The organism is Deltaproteobacteria bacterium CG11_big_fil_rev_8_21_14_0_20_42_23, assembly GCA_002796345.1.
Classification (GTDB): Bacteria; UBA10199; UBA10199; order 2-02-FULL-44-16; family 2-02-FULL-44-16; genus 1-14-0-20-42-23.
In genome coordinates this window covers 29,426-47,116 of sequence record PCXC01000028.1, presented here as the reverse complement: position 1 = coordinate 47,116, position 17,691 = coordinate 29,426, and the positions used below count along the sequence as shown (strand labels likewise).

The window sequence follows — 17,691 nt, the reverse complement described above, 5'->3', positions numbered from 1 at the left end:
CTCCTCTAAAAAACAACGAAAATCTTTCCTCCCCAAGTTACCAAAAATGGCACAAGAAGAACAAAGAGAAGAACAAACTGAATCCAATGCGGAACCCGTAATTTAAAAATGGCTACAATAAAAGCAAAAAAGAGAAAAAGAAGCACTGGCACTAAAAAGGGATTTGCAACAGCACTTTCCCGGAAACGCCCTGTTATCAACAGGATAAGGGCACTTGTCATATTACATGCTGGACAGCTTACATGAGCATACTGATGCAAAAGGCAAAGTGAATATGCTGGAACGAAGCAAGACAGAAGAAAATGCACACCAAGAGGCGTAATAAAAAAGAGGATCCACTTTCTCGGAAGCATTTAGTCCAGCCCAACCTGCTTTGCTGCAATATCACCAATAATAGGAAGACGCCAACGCTGGCCTTGATAAGCCTTCAGCAAACAAACAACCCAAACTCCAAGCGCCGCAAGCAAAACAAAGGGAATGAAGAAACCAACCAAGACACCCAACACACTGGCAATGGCACCCATAATGGCAGCAAGAATTTTCAGCACAATGAGAAGAACCAAAAATCCAGAACTCAGCAAAGTGGACTGCCAAGCATGAAAGCGAATATCTTTATCTTCACGTTCGATGAAAAGAAAAATTCCACTCAAGATTGGAAAAACACATGTAAGTGGGAAATTGAGGTAACACAACATGCATGCAATGTTTGGCGCAAGACCTGACCCTGTATTATGAGCTGATTTCATCTAAGCCCCCCTTTTTTGTTCTTCGTATAGCGCTTCCAAAATATGTTTGTACTTTGAAATAATTTTATATCTTTTCATCTTCATCGTTGGAGTAAGATCGCCGCTTTCAACAGAAAAAACGTGGCCCAAGATTTCGTATCGTTTGATAGTTTCAAAGTGGGCAAGTGTACTATTTGCTTTTTCAACTTCACTCTGAATAAGGTGCTGTATTTCTGGATTGTGAATGAGATCTTTGTATTCTCGCCAAACAATGTGATGCCTTCCAGCATAATTTACAATTTCGTCGTGACACAACGAAAGCAAGGCTACAAGATAGTTGTGATCATCACCGTAGACCATGGCCATTTCGATATACTTGCTTGTGGTGAGCGCTTCTTCAACTCTTTGAGGTGCAATTTTTTTCCCACCCGATGTTACAATGAGTTCTTTTTTTCTTCCGGTGATTTTGAGAAATCCATCTTTGGTGAGTTCACCAATATCGCCAGATTTAAACCATCCGTCTGTAAAAGCTTCTTTCGTTTCTTTTTCTAAATGCAAATAGCGTGAAAATACCATCGGGCCTTTAATGAGAATTTCTCCATCCTCAGCAATTTTTAAACTTGCGCCCTTCATTGGCTTTCCTACTGTACCAAAACGGTAATCGTCAGCTCTGTTTACCGTCACCGCGGCAAACGTTTCTGTGAGGCCATATCCCTCAAGCACGGTAATACCTGCTGCCGTGAAAAAAAGTGAAAGTTCTTTTGCAAGTGGCGCTCCACCGCTTATAAACGTGTTGATATTTCCGCCAAGCAAAGACCTGAGTTGACGAAACACAAAAAAATCGGCGAGAGCTTTTTTACTTTTTAGCTTAAACGAAATGGGTCGATGAAATTGTTTTTGCTGTGTATATTCTTTTGCAACTTCAACGGCCGCATGAAATGCATTTCTTCTCCAAAGCGCTTTCTTGTTCACTTGGCCATTAACTCTTTCGTAAATTTTTTCGAGCATGCGAGGAACAACGCACGTAAAGTGTGGTTTGACTTCTCGAAAATTAAGCGCCAGCATTTCCAAGCTTTCAGCATACGCTGTCTTGGCACCCACACAGAGTTGATAAAATTGAGATGCCCTGGCAAAAACATGAGGAAGAGGCAAGCTGAGCAGACCTATGTCGTTTGGCCCAAAATTCATAATTTCTTTTGTGGCTTCAACTTCGGCAAGAATATTTCCGTGAGTAAGCACAACACCTTTTTGATTTCCAGTTGTTCCACTGGTGTAAACATAGGTAGCATCGTCGCTTGATTTGAGAGCTGCAATTCTGGAAGAGATTTGCTCCAGCGGAATAGTTTCGGAAAGGCGTTCAATGTGATCAAGATAATGGGACGCCTCAAAAAAACCATCTCGATCAAAACGAATGTATTTCATGTGTGTCGTTTTGGGCAAAAGTTTTAATTCTTTTTTTCCTGCAGCAAAAATGATGCTTACTTTTGAATCTTCGCAAATGTATTTAATTTGTTCTGAAGTGAGAGATGGATAAATGGGAACGGTAACACCGCCAGCAGCAAGGATAGCAAGATCTGCAAGAGTCCACTCGTAACAGGTTGGTGAAAAGATGGCTACTTTGTCACCAGGCATAAGACCAAGTGCAATTAGCCCTCGCGATAGGACAAGCACTTTTTCCCAAAGTTCTTTCCATGTAAGCGACAACCACTTTTTTGTTTCGAGATTTTTATGAAAGATGCAGGTTTCTTGAGCGTAGCGCTCTACGTTTTGTTGGAGTAGATCGAAAATGTGAGAAGGTTTATTATTTTGGTTCATAAGTTTATCCGAGTCCAGCAGTTAAAACTAGGGCCCCTTGGGGCCGAAAAATCGTTCTTCAGATTTCCCTGGATAAAACTCGGAAGCAAGCTCCCAAGTTTTTGATCATTCAAAAGCGTCTAAAATACATTCAACTGAAGTATTATTTCCGCTCGTGTCTATAGCAATTACGGCAAAAGAGCAAGGATACTCACTAAGCTTTTCGTTCTCTTTGCGGCACAAATACCACTCTGCGGTTTTTCGGATTTTTTTCTGTTTTTGAACGGTAACGGCTTCCAGAGATGATTCAACAGAACCTTCGGATCTCATTTTCACTTCAACAAAATACACTTCATTCTTGTTGAGTGCTACAATATCAATCTCTCCATATGGAGATGAAAAATTTCTTTCTCGAATACTGAATCCATTTTTTTTCAGATAGCGGCAAGCTAAGTCTTCGCCTGCTTTTCCTCGCTCTTGTTTTTCTAATCGCTTAAACGAAGACTCAACCATTGCTTCTCTCCACAGAAATAATACCGCTAATTCTCTCAAGCGCTTTCATCACAAAACGCAATTGCGCTGTATCTTTAATTTCAACATCAAAGTAATTGGTTGCGGTATTATCATCACTTGTTTTGATACTTGCCGCCGCAATGTTTGCTCCTTGCTTTGTAATGGCATCTGTCATGCCAGCAAGTAAACCTGGTTTGTTCAAGCAAACCACTTTAATTTTTGCAACACGCTTAGATTCTACACTTGTATCCCATTCAGCTTCAATGGTGCGTTCGGGATCGAGCCCAATAATTCGCGGACAGTCGGAACGATGAATAGAAACGCCGCGCCCTCTTGTGATATATCCCAAGATAGAATCTCCAGCGATGGGATTGCAGCATTTTCCAAAACTCACCAACATATTACTCATTCCACACACTTTTATCGGTTCGCGTGAGCTTGGTTTTTGAGGTCTTTTTACAGAAATTTCTTCTGGTGATTTTGTCTCTGCTCCTCTTTCTGTTAAAACAAGATTTACAATTTGTTGGGCTGAGATTTTTCCATATCCAATGGGAACCAATAATTTTTCAACGCTGTCGTAAGAAGATTCTTTTGCAAATTTTTCTACGGCATCACTGCTCAGAATATCGGAAAGGGAAAGATGTGTTCTCTCAGCAGCTTTTTCCAAAAGATTTTTTCCAATAGCAGCACTTTGATCATGTTCTTCACTTCGCAAAAATTGTCTTATCTTTGCTTTTGCTCGACTTGTTTTTACAAACTGTAACCAATCTTTGTTTGGTCTTTGTTGTTTCTGTTTTATGATTTCAACCGTATCTCCACTTTTCAACTTATAGCGAAGAGGCACAATTTTTCCATTCACTTTTGCGCCAATGGTTGAGTTTCCCAAATTGGTATGAACGGAATAGGAAAAATCAACTGGAGTTGAGCCATTTGGAAACTCGCGCAATTCCCCTTTTGGCGTAAAAACATAAACATCGTCTGCAAAAAGATCTAGTTTTACTGTATCAAGAAATTCTGTTGGATCCGAAAGTTCACGTTGCCACTGAAGAAGTCTACGAATCCACTTAAACTTCATTTCATCTTTGTCATTAACAAGCTTACCTTCTTTGTACTGCCAATGTGCCGCGATTCCATGCTCGGCAATATCATGCATTTCTTTTGTGCGAATTTGAAATTCCACACGCTCACCATGCAAGCAAATAACGGTTGTATGCAGTGACTGATAATGATTTGCCTTCGGCATCGCGATGTAATCTTTGAATCTTCCCGGAACGGGGCGCCACATAGAGTGGATGATACCAAGCGCTTCGTAACACTGCTGAATATTTTCAACAATAACTCTAAAGCCCACAATGTCATGCACTTCATCAAATGGAATATGTTGCTTTTCCATTTTTCGATGAACGCTGTACACATGCTTCATTCTGCCATAGAGCTTTCCGTTGATGTTGTGTTCATGCAGCTTTGAGAGGATCACATTTTTTATTTCATCAATTTCGCCTTGTCGTTCTGTTTGGCGTTGTTCAAGTTTTGTATTGATGAGGTGAAACACATTTGGCTTTAAATACCTTAGGCACAAATCTTCCAATTCCATTTTTATTTGCTGCAAACCAAGTCGATTGGAAATGGGGGCATAAATATCCAACGTTTCTCTGGCGATAATAACTTGCTTATGTTCGGGAAGGTGAAACAAGGTGCGCATGTTATGCAGACGATCTGAAACTTTTATCATGATGACACGGATATCTTGTGCCATCGCCATAATCATCTTTCGAAAATTTTCTGCCTGTTTTTCCTCGGTAGTCCGAAAACGAATTTGTGAAAGTTTTGTCACACCATCCACAAGCAGTCTTACTTCTGTCCCAAACAAACTTTCGATTTCTTCTAAGGTTGCAACCGTATCTTCAACCGTGTCGTGCAATATTCCCGCTACAATGGAGGGAATATCCATGTGTAGGCCACACAAAATAAGGGCCACTTCAAGGGGATGATGCAGGTATGGCTCTCCAGACCTTCTGATCTGGCCTTGATGCACTTTTTCGGCGTAAGCGTAGGCCTTTTTTACGGGCTCCACGTCCGCGCCAGGGTTGTAAACCCTAATGGCATCAATAATATCAATAAGTTGAACCATATCTTTTCACCTAAAAAGCTGCTCTGAGCTTGAACTGTTATTCTATCAAAGAATTCAAAAAGCTAAAACAAAAATGATAACAAGCTGTTAGGAATGTATAGCGAAAAAACGCTTATTTTTCAAGTTATTAAGAGATTGTGCTTGTTATAAGGCGTCTGATGGCCAAAATAGTTTGCTCTAACTCATCATTCACAAAGGTATAATCGTAGTGGTTTTGGTATTTCATCTCTTTGAGGGCATTTTGGAGGCGAAGGTCCACTTGCTCTGGAGAATCGGTCCCACGCATGGCCAGACGAACTTTAAGGGCTTCGATGCTGGGTGGTGAAATAAAAATGCTGATTGCTTCAGGAAATTGCTTTTTCACCTGTTTTCCACCTTGAACGTCAATATCGAGGATGAGGTTTTTCCCGGCGTCAAGTTGTTGGAAGAGTTCGTGCTTTGGGGTTCCATAAAACGCATTATGAACTTTTGCCCATTCCAAGAGTTCTGCGTTCTGTCGCTTTCGCTCAAACTCCTCTTCCGAAACAAAATGGTAGTCAACACCTTCTTGTTCACCGGGCCTCATGTTTCTCGTGGTGCAAGAAATGGATAGTGACAAAGATGGCACTTCGGCGCAGAGGCGTTTGATTACCGTTGACTTTCCTGCTCCTGATGGAGCCGAAATAATGAAGAGTTTTCCTTTTTTCTTTTCCATTCTTCTCTACTCTATATTTTGGACTTGTTCTCGAAGGCGTTCGAGTTCGGATTTAGATTCAACTACAATATTTGAAATGTGGGCATCCGATGATTTTGATCCAATGGTATTTATTTCGCGATTCATTTCTTGCAACAGAAAATCGAGGCGTCTTCCCACTGGTGCTTTCTCGTTAATCAGCTTTAAGTACTGTTGCAAATGGCTTTCAAGCCTTGTCAATTCTTCTGCAACGTCTTGCCTTCCGCCAAGGTAAAGAGCCTCGGCTTGCAGCCTTTCTTCATCAAGATAACCACCGCCTTGCGACACCTTCTTTTTGATGCGATCCATTTGATCTTCAAGCGTAGCCAGTGAACGTAAGCGGATTTTTTTAACATGCGAGCGAATAAGCTGCAGGCGTTTTTTCTGATCCAGCGAAATATTTTTCCCTTCCTGCACTCTCATTTTTTCAACTTGTTTTATCGCCCTTATTAACAAAGCTACAATGGGTGAAGAAAGTTTTTCGTAAGAACCCTTTCGCTCTTCAACGGCAATGAATTTTTCAATTCCCACATACTGCAAAAAATCATTTGAAATGGAATTTGAAAGCGATTGTCTTAATTTTTTGAAAGTCTTTTGAAAATTGTGAAGGAGTTCTTCATTGATGGCAAAGGTAGCTTCACCAAAAAGTGGTTTCTTTTCTCGAATGTATAATTCAATCTTTCCTCTCAAAAACGATTTTTGTAATTCTTTTCGCAAGTTTTTTTCAAGGCTGCTCATGCGCGGTGGAATTTTCAAGCCTATTTCTTGGTACCGGTGATTGATCGTTTTAATTTCAATATACAATTCACCTTTGCCAACAGTACCATCTGCAGATCCATAGCCAGTCATTGATTTCATTGTTACTTCCTTTATTTTCTAACCTTCAAATACAAGTTTTGTTGAAGAAATTTGGAGCACATCTCCAGGTGATAAAAAGCAGGATTCAACTTCTTTTCCATTCACAAAAGTTCCGTTTTTACTTACCAAGTCAAGAACTCCGGTTCTGCCTTCCGAATCGACAAAAATCATAAGGTGCAATTTTGAAAGTCCAGGATCGTGGAGATGAAGATCTGGAGCACGTCTAAAATGTCCATAATTTTCTTCTTCCTTTTTTCCCAATTTCTTTTTTGATTTTTGTTTAAACTTTTTAAGCACGTAGGTTTGGATAAGTGATTTTGTATTTTGGTCTAATGCAAGGGTAAGATCTAAATTTACAACAGCTGTTTTTTGTGAATTTGAACTCGCGCGGCACACAGCTTTGCAGGTGTTGTATTCCACCGATAAAACTAAATCGAGATCAGGACCAGAAACCACGTTGAAGGTTACTTTAGGATTGGACTTCGACAATGTGCCACTAGCTCCAACACTTTGATCGATAAATAAAATGGGAACATTATTTCGAACTGGGTATCTCAGTTTTGAAGTTTCACAAAAAAGTTCATCATCATCTTTTTTTTGTTCTAGTGGTCCTTTTGACTGAGGACAAACTAAAATCTCGAGTAGTTTTTCAGGAAGTGGCATTATTTTCTCTCTTGCCTAAATTTTTTATCGAGGAGAGTTTTAACTTCTTCGGTAATGTTGCGCGCATCTTTTGCAAAAAGAACTTGGCTGCCGGATTCTTCAAGAATAAGATCAAAATGTTCCTTCAAGCCAAATGCTTTTATTTCGGCTTTAATTTTTCTCATCACTTTTTCTGTTAGCCTTGTCTCCATCGCATTCATTTCCTGTTGAATCATCACTGATCTTTGATTCACTTCAAGATAAAGCTTTCTATACTTTTCCCGTTTTTTATTCACGGCTTGTTCTGAAAGCTCTTGAGTCTCTGCATCCAAATCCGCTTTGAGCGATTGGAGCGTTACTTCCAAGTCATCTAGCTTATTTTTTCTCTCACCAAATTCTTTGTTTAAAAAAACTTTTACCTGCTCGCCATAAAGAGATGTATTGAGAATATTTTCAACATCTACAATTGCAACACGTAAAGAAGCAAACGCTTCCGCAGAAAAACTTTTCTGAGGAAGCGTGCTTAAAAACAAAAGACAAAAAATGAAAAAAGCAATTCGCCACATAACGGCTGCCTTATTTCTTTTTATTGTAGAGTTCAATAATGGTGTCTGTAATATCTGTTCCGCTTGGTCCATAGAGCATTGTCTCTTTAGGTAAAATGGCGGTGTACTTTTCCTTTTGGCCATATTCTTCAATCACTGTTTTTAGTTTATCGCCGAGAGGTTTCGAAAGTTCAGCTCTGCGAGTTGAAAATTCATTCTCGAATTCTACACCCATTTTTTGGAATTCCATATATTTCTTCTGAACTTCGCTTTGCTTTTTAAGAAAAGCATCTTGTGAAAGAATGAGACGCTGCTTTTCAAGATCTTTCCCTGCAGCTTCTAAATCCTTTTGCTTTAATTCCATTTTTTGTTGTTTTTCTTTTCCCTCTTTTTCAAGTTGGGCCAAAACTTTTTTTCCTTCATTTACTTCGCTTAGAGCACGATAGAAATCCACAAACCCAATTTTTGCAGAATTTTCTGCTCTGGCCGTCGACCCTAGAAAAAGAACCATACAAAGAACCAATAATAAACTTTTTACCTTCATCATACCATCTCCTTGTTTACGAGAAGCTTTTTGCTTCAAGATACTTAAAAGAAATCACCAATTGCAAAATTGAACACCACACTATCATCCCCTGGCTTCGGATCAAGTGGAAAACCCCATTCAAACCGCAGCGGCCCCATGGGTGAATTCCATCTAAAGCCAAAACCATAATCTTTTTTAAGATTGGAAAAGGAATAATTTTGATCTTCGGCAAATGCATTCCCTGCATCAAAAAAACCAACCAGTGAAATACCTGCACTTCTTGCCAAAGGCAACTCAAGCTCCGTTACAAAAAGCAAGAGCTTGTCGCCACCGTATACGAAATCTGTGTCTCCGCCAGTGGCCGAGTTGGGGACACGAATGGACGGCCCTACGGATTGTGGAAAATAGCCACGAAGCGAGTTTGGCCCGCCGGTGAAAAAGCGCTCAAACAATGGTACCTGTGAGGTGTTAAGGCTGTTAATATAGCCAATTTTCCCAAACGCTTTAAAGACAATTCCTTTTCCAAGGGGTTGGTAATACATCGACTTGTAGTTGACACGGAAAAAATCGTTATCTCCGCCAAGCTTATTTCCTGATATTTCGGTACTTGCTGTGTTGAACGTTCCTTTCGAAGGAATGATTCTATCGTTTCTTGTATCTCTGGAAAGCGTAAAACTAAAACTTGAAGTAAGCCCGTCTGAATTGAGGCGAAAAACTTGAGGCACAATTGAGCTAAAGCTAGAGACATCAACACTTTCCACCAAATAGGCTATACTGGCACTCCACTTGTCGTAAAATCTTCTTCCCAAACTTGTACTTCCTCCAAGAGAAGTTCTTCTGAAATCGCTGTAGAGAAATGCATTGCGATAAAAGGAAGTTCCAGCAATCCATTTTGTATCAAGAAAATACGGATCTTCGAAAGAGAGATTAAAGAACTGTCTTCGTTTAGAAAGTTCGAGTGCAATTTGACTGCTAATACCATAGCCTAAAAAGTTTTGTTTTTGAACTGATGCATTGAAAATAAAATTTTCTACTGATGAAAATCCAGCGCCGATATTGAAGCTACCAGTGGGCCGCTCCTTGACAGTAACATTGAGGATAACCGTATCATCAGTGCTTCCGCGAGGAGTTGCAAAATTCACTTCCTCAAAAAATCCAAGTTGCTGCAACTTTCTTTTACTCTCGCTTATATCTCTCTCGCTGTATCTTGAATTTTCTACAACTTTCAATTCTCTTCTAATAACCTTATCACGCGTAGTTGTGTTTCCAAAAATATTTATCTTTTCAATTGTAATTGGCTTTCCCTTTTCAATTGAATAAATCAGATCAACCGTTTTTGTTGCGTCATCCGCTGTTGTTTTTGGGTAGATGTTTGCAAAAGCATATCCCTGATCACCATAACGAGTAGTAAGCGCCGATATATCTTTTTCGAGAAATTCTTGCTTAAAAATATCACCCGTTTTTAACTCTAAGCTTTTTAAAAGCTCTTGTTTGGTGGTTAAGATATCACCTTCAATATCAACAGAGCCAATACGATACTGCAGACCTTCATCAACCGTGAAGGTTACAAAAATATATTTTTTATCTCTAGAAATAGTTACTTTTGGTGGTGTGATTTTTACTTTGAAATAGCCGTGATTGAGATAATGAAACGCTAGCCTCGTTTTATCAAGATTAAGCTCTGCATTTTCATATTTTCCTGAACCTGTAAAAAACGAAAAAGCAGTTTTTTTACGTGTTCTTATAAGCGAGCGTAATTCATCATCAGAAAAAACTGTATTCCCTATAAAAAAGATTTTTCGTACGACAACCCCTTTATTTTCGTGGATATGAAATACAAGGTTTACATTTCTTTCATCAACTTTTTCGAGAGTATAATCTATACTGGCGAGATAGTATCCTTTTTTTGCATACGCCTTTCTCATCATATCAAGTGATTCATTCACTGCAATTTCACTTAAAGGCCTATTTGTTTTTATCGTGATTTCATCCTGCAAGTCTTCGTCTTTTAATTTTTTATTTCCTTTGAAAAGAACTTCTTTGACGAAGGATGTCTCAACTAAAACATAACGAATCAACACCCCATCGTTTCGATTTACTTTTTCAACTTGAATGTCATTGAATTGGCCTAACTTGTAGAGCGCTTTGAGATCGCGGTCGACAATAGAGTCACTGTAGTAAATACCCGGCCTTGCAACAATAATGCTTTGAAGGGATTCGAGAGGAACGCGATCATACCCAACAAATTCCACCGTTGTAATAACGTTGGCAACAGCGCGCGCCGAAGGAAGAAATGAAAAAAACCCCAAGAAAAACTGGAGAAAAATAAAAAGAAAAAGTCCCAAAATATGGGAACGAAATAACCTCATTAGTATAGAGCCCTCATGATAAACAACCAGAATGTAAATGATAACAACGAGTATCTTTGAGCAGCTCTTTGTTATGACTTACAACGATCATCGTAATAGTTTGTTTTTCTCTTATCTTTAACAATTCTTCCCACACTCTACTTCCGGTTTCCTCATCTAAGTTTCCTGTGGGCTCGTCTGCAAGCAAGAGCTTTGGCTTCATAAATAACGATCTCGCAATTGCAACTCGTTGTTTTTCTCCACCGGAAAGAGCTGATGGATAATGCAGCATTCTTTCTGCGAGTGACATATCAACCAAAAGCTCCTCGGCTCTTAGCTTTGCCTCATTTTCTTGCATCCCTGCTATCATTCCTGGAAGCATCACATTTTCAAGCGCAGTGTATCCTGGCAGAAGATGAAAAAACTGAAACACAAAGCCTATAGAATGATTTCGAATGTTTGCCAAGTGCGTATCTGGAAGAGCATAAATATCTTGCCCCTCAAAAAAAACATTACCTGCGCTGGGGCTGTCGAGGCCACCCAAAATGTGCAGAAGCGTTGATTTCCCAGAGCCCGAGACACCAGAGATGCCAAGCAGCTCACCTTCTTCGATATTAAGATTTATCTCCTTCAGAACCTGAAGTGCCTGACCCGAAGTATGAAACGATTTTCTGAGATGAGAAACGGTAAGCAAACTCATTTATATTTTTCCTCGGGCAAGGCTTTCTACGACGCGTTGCGATGTCTGAAAACGAAGTGCAAAAAGAGAACTCACTATGGCAAGCAAAACTGAAAAAAGCACTATAATTCCCCACATCATCCATGAGAAGTCAAGTGGCAGACGTGGAAGCGAATACACTTCTGCATCAAGATGAACAAGTTCAAAATGTTCTTGCAAAAAAACCATGACGGCAGCTGCGAGAACACCACAAAAAGCTGCTCCGCCTCCAATGCTGATACCAAGCGTAAAAACAAGGTCTCGTATCTTTCGCTTACTCATTCCCAATGAAGAAAGAACTGCAAGATCGTGGTGACGAAAACGAATGAGCAAGTACAACATCACCATCAAATTGATACTTGAAACAAGCAGAAGTAAGCCCACAATAAAGCTGATCACTCTTTTTTCTAATTGGAGTGCAGCAAACAAATCTTTATTCAACTCATTCCACGGAATCGCATCGTAATCGTATCCAAGTTCTGCATCTAAACGATCAATTATTTTCTGCGTAAGTTTCGGATGATCAAGGTTTAGTTCAACGCCAGTAATGGTATGTTCTGAAAGTGCAAAAAGACTTCTCAGAGAATCGAGACGAATAAGAGAAAAATCTTGATCAAATTCATACATGCCAGAACTAAAAACACCCACTATATTTACTTGAACATATTTTTGTTTTCCACTTTTCTGAGGAAGCATAAGGCTTGCGGGGGAATGCTGGGTAATACCAAGGTATACTGCCATTCCCGAGCCAAGAATCAGTTCTGGAAGGGCTTCTTTATTTTGCGTTTCATTTTTTTCTGCATCAGAAAAGAGATGAACATGGATCTTCTTTTTCGTCTCCTCACTTAAGGTCATTCCTTTTAAAATAACGCCTTTAATTTTGCGATTCGTAAACAACATGGCTTCGCGATATAAAAATGGCTCCTCAGAAATAATATGTGGGGAATGAGTTTTTGATTTCACTGCTTCTAATGCTTGGTGAAGTGTTTCGCTTTCCTCTTCATGATGACTTAGTATGGAAACATGAGCATTAAAACTTTGAAGCGTTTGTTCGTAGTGATCATGAAAACCATTTGTAAGACTAAGAGCTATAGCTAAGGTAAACACCGCAAGAAAAATACCTATGCTCGTCACAAAAAACATAAGCCGCAAAGAACGAGACAAAGAAGAAAGCCCCAAAAACTTTATAGCAAAGCGAAGTGATCTGAACATCGTCTTACTCATAACGAAGCACCTCACAAGGATGTACTTCAAAGATTTTTTTTACCGGATAATAAGAAGAAAAAAGAGATAATAAAATTCCAAACAGTGAAAAAAGAATTATGGCCATAATATTAATTTCACTGGGAAGATAATCTAAATAGTAAGACGATGGAAGTTCTAGGTGTATTTTTTGCAATAAGATTAAAACTACGGTTGAACAAAACACTGCAGTAAGCACACTTACAACTCCAATACTCAATCCTCTGTAATAAAAAAGTGCTTTAATTTTTTTATCGGGAAATCCAATCGTTTTCAGCAATGCAGCTGCATGCCTTTTTTCTGTCACCGAAAGCGTCTGCACTCCAATAATTGTAAAAGAAGAAATAATCAGCATCATGCTCAAAACAAGCAACATCATTTTTCGTTCAAACTGAAGTGCAGAAACTAATTTTTCATTTTGCTCCTTCCAATTACTCACGTTCCAACCGTGAGGCAAAATGTTCCGAAGCGATTTGGTCACCTCATCAAGTTTCGTTTCCTGACGAAGAAAGATTTGCCACACTTGTTGTTTTTGCTCTCCTAACAGGGAAACCGCATCTTCAAAGGAAGAAAAAATATACTTGCCATCAAAATTGTAAATACCCGTGAGAAAAAGAGAGGTAACAGCAAACTCAGTTGTATTAGGGCCTAGGTCGCCAGTGGGTAAGAGAACAGACTGCGGCGCAAGCACTTTAACTTTACTCTCAAATTCGGGATGAATCCAAAGTGATTTTGCAATTTCATCACCTAATATTAATTCTCCAGCATTTATTTTTGTCATGGATGTGTTGAAAAATTTTGCATCCGAAGGAAGGTCTTCCAAAGAATGAATTCCCCTTAACTTAGCTCCTTGCACATAATTTTCCGCTCCAAATTGATGCGTCACAACAACTTCACCCTCAATATACGAAACAATGCGTTCAATTTCATTTTTTTGAGCAAAAGTTTTTTTTTCAAGAAAGGCTGGAGATGCCGAAAACATCTCGCCTTGCGGAGCATAGAGAAGTAAATGTGAATTGAAACCGATAAGACGTTTTGAGAGTTCTTTGTCAAATCCCTTCATCACCGAGAAGGTAACAATAAGGGCAAAAATACTTACAGCAACACAAAAAACAGAAATCAAACTAAGAGGCATAAATACTCTCTTGTTCCCTTCTGCTTTAAAGAAGCGAGTTGCAATCCAACGAAATGAAGATAGCATTCGCAAAAGCCTTCTCTCCTTGCTTTTTAGCATCGTCTATACATCGTCTCTTTTTTTCATCTGTGGGAAAAGAATCACATCACGAATTGAAGGCGAATTGGTTAAAAGCATCACCAAGCGATCAATGCCAATTCCCTCACCTGCAGTTGGCGGCATACCATATTCAAGCGCACGAATATAATCGCTATCATAATGCATGGCCTCGTCATTGCCACCTTCAAGAGCTGTTACCTGCGCTTTAAAGCGTGCAGCTTGATCTTCCGGGTCATTCAACTCTGAAAAACCATTCGCAATTTCTCTTCCGTAAATGTAGAGCTCAAAACGATCAGTCACTTCGGGGTTTGAATCATTTCTACGAGCGAGTGGAGAAACTTCAGTTGGAAAATGTGTAATAAACGTTGGCTGAATCAATTTACTTTCACACGTTAACTCAAAAATTTCTGCCATGATTGCTCCAACCCCTTCATGTTCAGCTTTTGGTTTTCCACCCAATTGTTCAAGTGCTGTAAGTGCTTTCTTTCTCTCATGTAAAACTTCACGTTCAATTCCTGCAAATTCTACAATGGCATCTTCCATGCTTAAGCGCTTAAACGGTGACCCAAACTGAATTTCCTGATCTTGATATGTCACTTTTTCACTTCCACACACACTTTTCACTACATGTGCAAACATAGCTTCGGTGAGATTCATAAGATCTTCAAATGTTGCATAGGCCTGATAAAATTCCAGCATTGTAAATTCAGGATTATGCTGAATAGAAATGCCTTCATTTCTAAAGTTTCGATTGATTTCAAATACGCGCTCTAAACCGCCAACCACAAGTCGCTTCAAGTAAAGCTCTGGCGCTATCCTTAAAAATAATTCCATGTCCAATGTGTTGTGATGGGTTACAAAAGGTTTTGCAGCAGCTCCCCCAGGAATGGAATGCATCATAGGAGTTTCCACTTCTAAAAAATCGCGGTCTGTTAAAAAATTTCTGATGGCTTGAACAATTTTTGAACGCGCCACAAAGGTTGCTTTCACTTCTTGATTTGCAATGAGATCAACATAGCGCTGACGATACCGGGTTTCGATATCCGTGAGTCCATGCCATTTTTCTGGAAGCGGACGAATGGTTTTTGTAACCAATTTCAGCTCTGATGCATGCAACGTCAGCTCATCCGTTTTGGTACGAAATAATTTTCCTGAAACAAACACAAAATCTCCAACTTCAACTGATTTAAAAAGTGCAAATTCAGCATCGCTTAGATCTTGCTTGCTCGTGTAGAATTGAATCTCTCCACTGCGATCTCTAATGCGCATAAAACCAGCTTTTCCAAACAACCTGGTAGCGATAATCCTGCCCGCAAGCGAAAAGCTTTCTGTCTTCCCTTCCAGCTCTTCTCGAGAACAGCGTTCATATTGCTCAAAAATCTCTCGAGACAAATCTTGTGGCTGAATCCCATTTGGAAAAGGGTTTGTCCCACTTTCACGGTATTGGCTCAGTTTTTCCCGTCGTTGTTCGATATACTGGTTTTCATTCTCTGTCATAGTGTCCCCTTAACGCGAAAAATGCTAAAAATTGCGGGTAGTTTTGGTGAAACCAAGCTTAAAAGTCAACGGAAATGACGGTTTTAAGCACTCTCCTCTTTGAGGTCTCTTTTTCACTCTCGAGAAGCAATCCGGCTATCTGTTCTGCCGATAATACCGTGAGGAAAAAAAATATGACTGGAAAAATTCGCGCCTGCCAAGTCTTTGATCTGATTCAAAAGACAACAAAAATAACGCCACTTGTTTTAGGAAAAGTACATCGTGTTGATACCATTGAGACAACCACGCACACTGGTGTTTGTGCTGTAGCTGATTCAAGGCAGGAAGCTGCGCAGGCTTTGAACCGGCTAGTAGAGGGAGCATGCCCCAGTGGCACAGCGCCTGGATCATCATGCACTGTACGCATTCAAGGAGCGATACGCTTTTCTGAAATTCCACCAAACACTGTTATCGCAAAAAATGAAGACAAAAAATAAGAAAAAACGGATGCCACAACGAGAAAAGGGGACCTGTCTCTCGACAGTTCCCCTTCTTGAGAAAGGAGGGTTAGGGATAATTTCTTTGTATCATGTTCATTTATGAACTGACATTTAAAAGTGATTGCTGCTTTTGCAATTTCAAATCGTGTTCAAACTCTTCAGCAGCATCTGGATCAAATCGCATTAGCTTTTCTCGAGCATCCATATATTCAGCACGACAGTCTTCCATATATTCGAGCAATTCTTCGTGCCTTGGAAAATAATTATTTTCTTCCAACTCTAATCGAGCATACTCGTGATTAATTGAACTGGTGGCCATTTTCAATTGAAGCTCCAGAAGCAATTTGCATTGCTCGACATTTATTTTGTCACTTTGCATTGGCACAATTGAAATCATGGGTGCTGCCAACTCTTCCTGTTTTTTCTCTTCAATGTATTTCATCTGTAACCCCCGTGTCTGTGATGGAGATATAAAATGCATTCCAAGTGCCAAAGCACAAAATCAACATAACTCTATGATTTTTAATGATTTTAGAGGTGAAAAGTTTGGGAAAGCCACACAGTTTGGGAACAAAAAAGCCCCCCAAATGGGGGGCTGATACTCCATATGAACCCTCTAAAGGGCTCCATTTTAGGTATACAGGGAAAGAAGATGATCGAGGAGACCATGGACAGAAAACTCTGATTTTTCACCAGTTTGCCGGGCCTTACACTCCACAATTTGTTTCTCAAGGCCCTTTTCCCCAATGGTAATTTGGTAAGGAATGCCAATAAGATCAGCATCGGCAAACTTCACACCTGCCCTCGCCTTGCGCTCATCAAACAAGACTTCCATCCCCTTTGCTTCAAGTTGCTTATGAAGTTCTTCCGCAAAGACATGCGCTTTACTCCCCGGCTCTGCGAGTGAAATAAGGTGAAACTGAAACGGTGCGATGGCTTTTGGCCAAATAATGCCACGCTCGTCATGATTTTGCTCAATGGCAGCGGCTGCAGTTCTGCCAATGCCAATTCCATAACAGCCCATTTCTATAAATTGTTTTTTTTGATTTTCATCAAGATATACAGCGTTCATCGACTCAGAATATTTTGTTCCCAAATAAAATACTTGTCCCACTTCAATACCACGATGCATTTCATATTTTCCTTTTTCACAACGAGCACAAGCATTTCCTTCTTGCGCAGCTCGAAGATCAAAAAAACCTTTCACTTCAAAGTCTGAAAGGTTTGCTTCTGTGAAATGCATATCGGTTTCATTTGCACCCACTACAAAATTGGACATGCTCTCAACCGCATAATCAGCATAGACGGGAAGCGTTAAACCAATCGGCCCTGAAAAACCTGCTTTGGCCTTCGTTATTTCTTGAACCGTTTTGTCTTCGGCCAAATGACACCACTTTGCAGCTGTGGCCACTTGAAGCTTTGCTTCCATTAGTTCATGATCGCCGCGAAGTAACACTGCAATGGGTCCTTGGTCAGTTTCGAATAAAAGCGTTTTCACAAACTCATTTGCAGATTTTTTCAGAAAGCCACTTACTTCTTCAATGCTTCCTTTTCCAGGAGTTGCAATTTTTTTGTATTTTCCCTTTTCTTTTGAGGCTGATTTCACTTCTTGCTTTTTCACTTCAGCTTTTTCGATATTGGCAGCATATTCACAAGAGTCGCAGGCAAGAATAGCATCTTCACCTGAACTTGCTAAAACTTGAAACTCGTGAGATTTACTTCCACCA

Annotated in this window: 17 protein-coding genes and 1 pseudogene; 1 reads left to right on the top strand and 17 read right to left on the bottom strand. The window is 39.8% G+C overall.

What is annotated here, in order from left to right; all coding sequences use genetic code 11:
• Positions 1–5: 5 nt before the first annotated feature.
• From COV43_03060 to lysS, 15 genes and pseudogenes are all read right to left on the bottom strand, one after another.
• A complete protein-coding gene (locus COV43_03060) occupies positions 6–353 on the bottom strand; it encodes a hypothetical protein (protein ID PIR25979.1) in 348 nt (115 codons plus the stop codon).
• On the bottom strand, positions 354–746 hold the full coding sequence (locus COV43_03055) for a hypothetical protein (protein PIR25978.1): 393 nt from the start codon (positions 744–746) through the stop codon (positions 354–356).
• A complete protein-coding gene (locus COV43_03050; protein PIR25977.1) occupies positions 747–2,540 on the bottom strand; it encodes an AMP-dependent synthetase in 1,794 nt (597 codons plus the stop codon).
• A 105-nt stretch (positions 2,541–2,645) separates the two neighbouring features.
• The gene (locus COV43_03045) at positions 2,646–3,032 is read right to left on the bottom strand and encodes a YraN family protein (protein ID PIR25976.1); all 387 of its coding nucleotides are present in this window, start codon (positions 3,030–3,032) and stop codon (positions 2,646–2,648) included.
• Positions 3,025–5,163 carry a GTP pyrophosphokinase gene (locus COV43_03040; protein PIR25975.1) on the bottom strand — a complete coding sequence of 713 codons (2,139 nt, stop codon included), beginning with the start codon at positions 5,161–5,163 and terminating at the stop codon, positions 3,025–3,027. Before COV43_03040 ends, COV43_03045 begins: the two co-directional genes overlap by 8 nt.
• A 127-nt stretch (positions 5,164–5,290) precedes the next feature.
• Positions 5,291–5,857, bottom strand: a complete 567-nt coding sequence (locus COV43_03035) for a guanylate kinase (protein ID PIR25974.1) — start codon at positions 5,855–5,857, stop codon at positions 5,291–5,293.
• A 6-nt stretch (positions 5,858–5,863) separates the two neighbouring features.
• Positions 5,864–6,733 (bottom strand): YicC family protein, encoded by an 870-nt coding sequence (locus COV43_03030; protein PIR25973.1) that lies wholly within the window; start codon positions 6,731–6,733, stop codon positions 5,864–5,866.
• Between the two features lie 507 nt (positions 6,734–7,240).
• Positions 7,241–7,396, bottom strand: a pseudogene (locus tag COV43_03025) (hypothetical protein).
• Positions 7,396–8,064, bottom strand: a complete 669-nt coding sequence (locus tag COV43_03020) for a hypothetical protein (protein ID PIR25972.1) — start codon at positions 8,062–8,064, stop codon at positions 7,396–7,398. The pseudogene COV43_03025 and the gene COV43_03020 overlap by 1 nt, the downstream one beginning before the upstream one ends.
• Positions 7,952–8,467 (bottom strand): hypothetical protein, encoded by a 516-nt coding sequence (locus tag COV43_03015; GenBank protein PIR25971.1) that lies wholly within the window; start codon positions 8,465–8,467, stop codon positions 7,952–7,954. The genes COV43_03020 and COV43_03015 overlap by 113 nt, the downstream gene beginning before the upstream one ends.
• Positions 8,468–8,508: 41 nt before the next feature.
• Positions 8,509–10,815, bottom strand: coding sequence for an outer membrane protein assembly factor BamA (bamA, locus tag COV43_03010; GenBank protein PIR25970.1), 2,307 nt, complete (start codon positions 10,813–10,815; stop codon positions 8,509–8,511).
• 13 nt (positions 10,816–10,828) lie between these two features.
• On the bottom strand, positions 10,829–11,494 hold the full coding sequence (locus tag COV43_03005) for a lipoprotein-releasing system ATP-binding protein LolD (protein ID PIR25969.1): 666 nt from the start codon (positions 11,492–11,494) through the stop codon (positions 10,829–10,831).
• A complete protein-coding gene (locus tag COV43_03000; protein PIR25968.1) occupies positions 11,495–12,736 on the bottom strand; it encodes a hypothetical protein in 1,242 nt (413 codons plus the stop codon).
• Positions 12,729–13,988 (bottom strand): hypothetical protein, encoded by a 1,260-nt coding sequence (locus COV43_02995; GenBank protein PIR25967.1) that lies wholly within the window; start codon positions 13,986–13,988, stop codon positions 12,729–12,731. Before COV43_02995 ends, COV43_03000 begins: the two co-directional genes overlap by 8 nt.
• A 3-nt stretch (positions 13,989–13,991) precedes the next feature.
• The gene (gene lysS, locus COV43_02990; GenBank protein PIR25966.1) at positions 13,992–15,485 is read right to left on the bottom strand and encodes a lysine--tRNA ligase; all 1,494 of its coding nucleotides are present in this window, start codon (positions 15,483–15,485) and stop codon (positions 13,992–13,994) included.
• 173 nt (positions 15,486–15,658) lie between these two features.
• On the opposite strand from lysS, the gene COV43_02985 reads away from it, so the two are divergent.
• Complete coding sequence (locus COV43_02985) at positions 15,659–15,961, top strand: hypothetical protein (protein ID PIR25965.1); 303 nt, start codon at positions 15,659–15,661, stop codon at positions 15,959–15,961.
• A 100-nt stretch (positions 15,962–16,061) separates the two neighbouring features.
• Here the strand turns inward: COV43_02985 and COV43_02980 are convergent, their stop codons facing one another.
• Positions 16,062–16,406 carry a hypothetical protein gene (locus COV43_02980; GenBank protein PIR25964.1) on the bottom strand — a complete coding sequence of 115 codons (345 nt, stop codon included), beginning with the start codon at positions 16,404–16,406 and terminating at the stop codon, positions 16,062–16,064.
• A 189-nt stretch (positions 16,407–16,595) separates the two neighbouring features.
• The coding region (gene proS / locus COV43_02975; protein ID PIR25963.1) for a proline--tRNA ligase at positions 16,596–17,691 on the bottom strand (1,096 nt) is incomplete at its 5' end.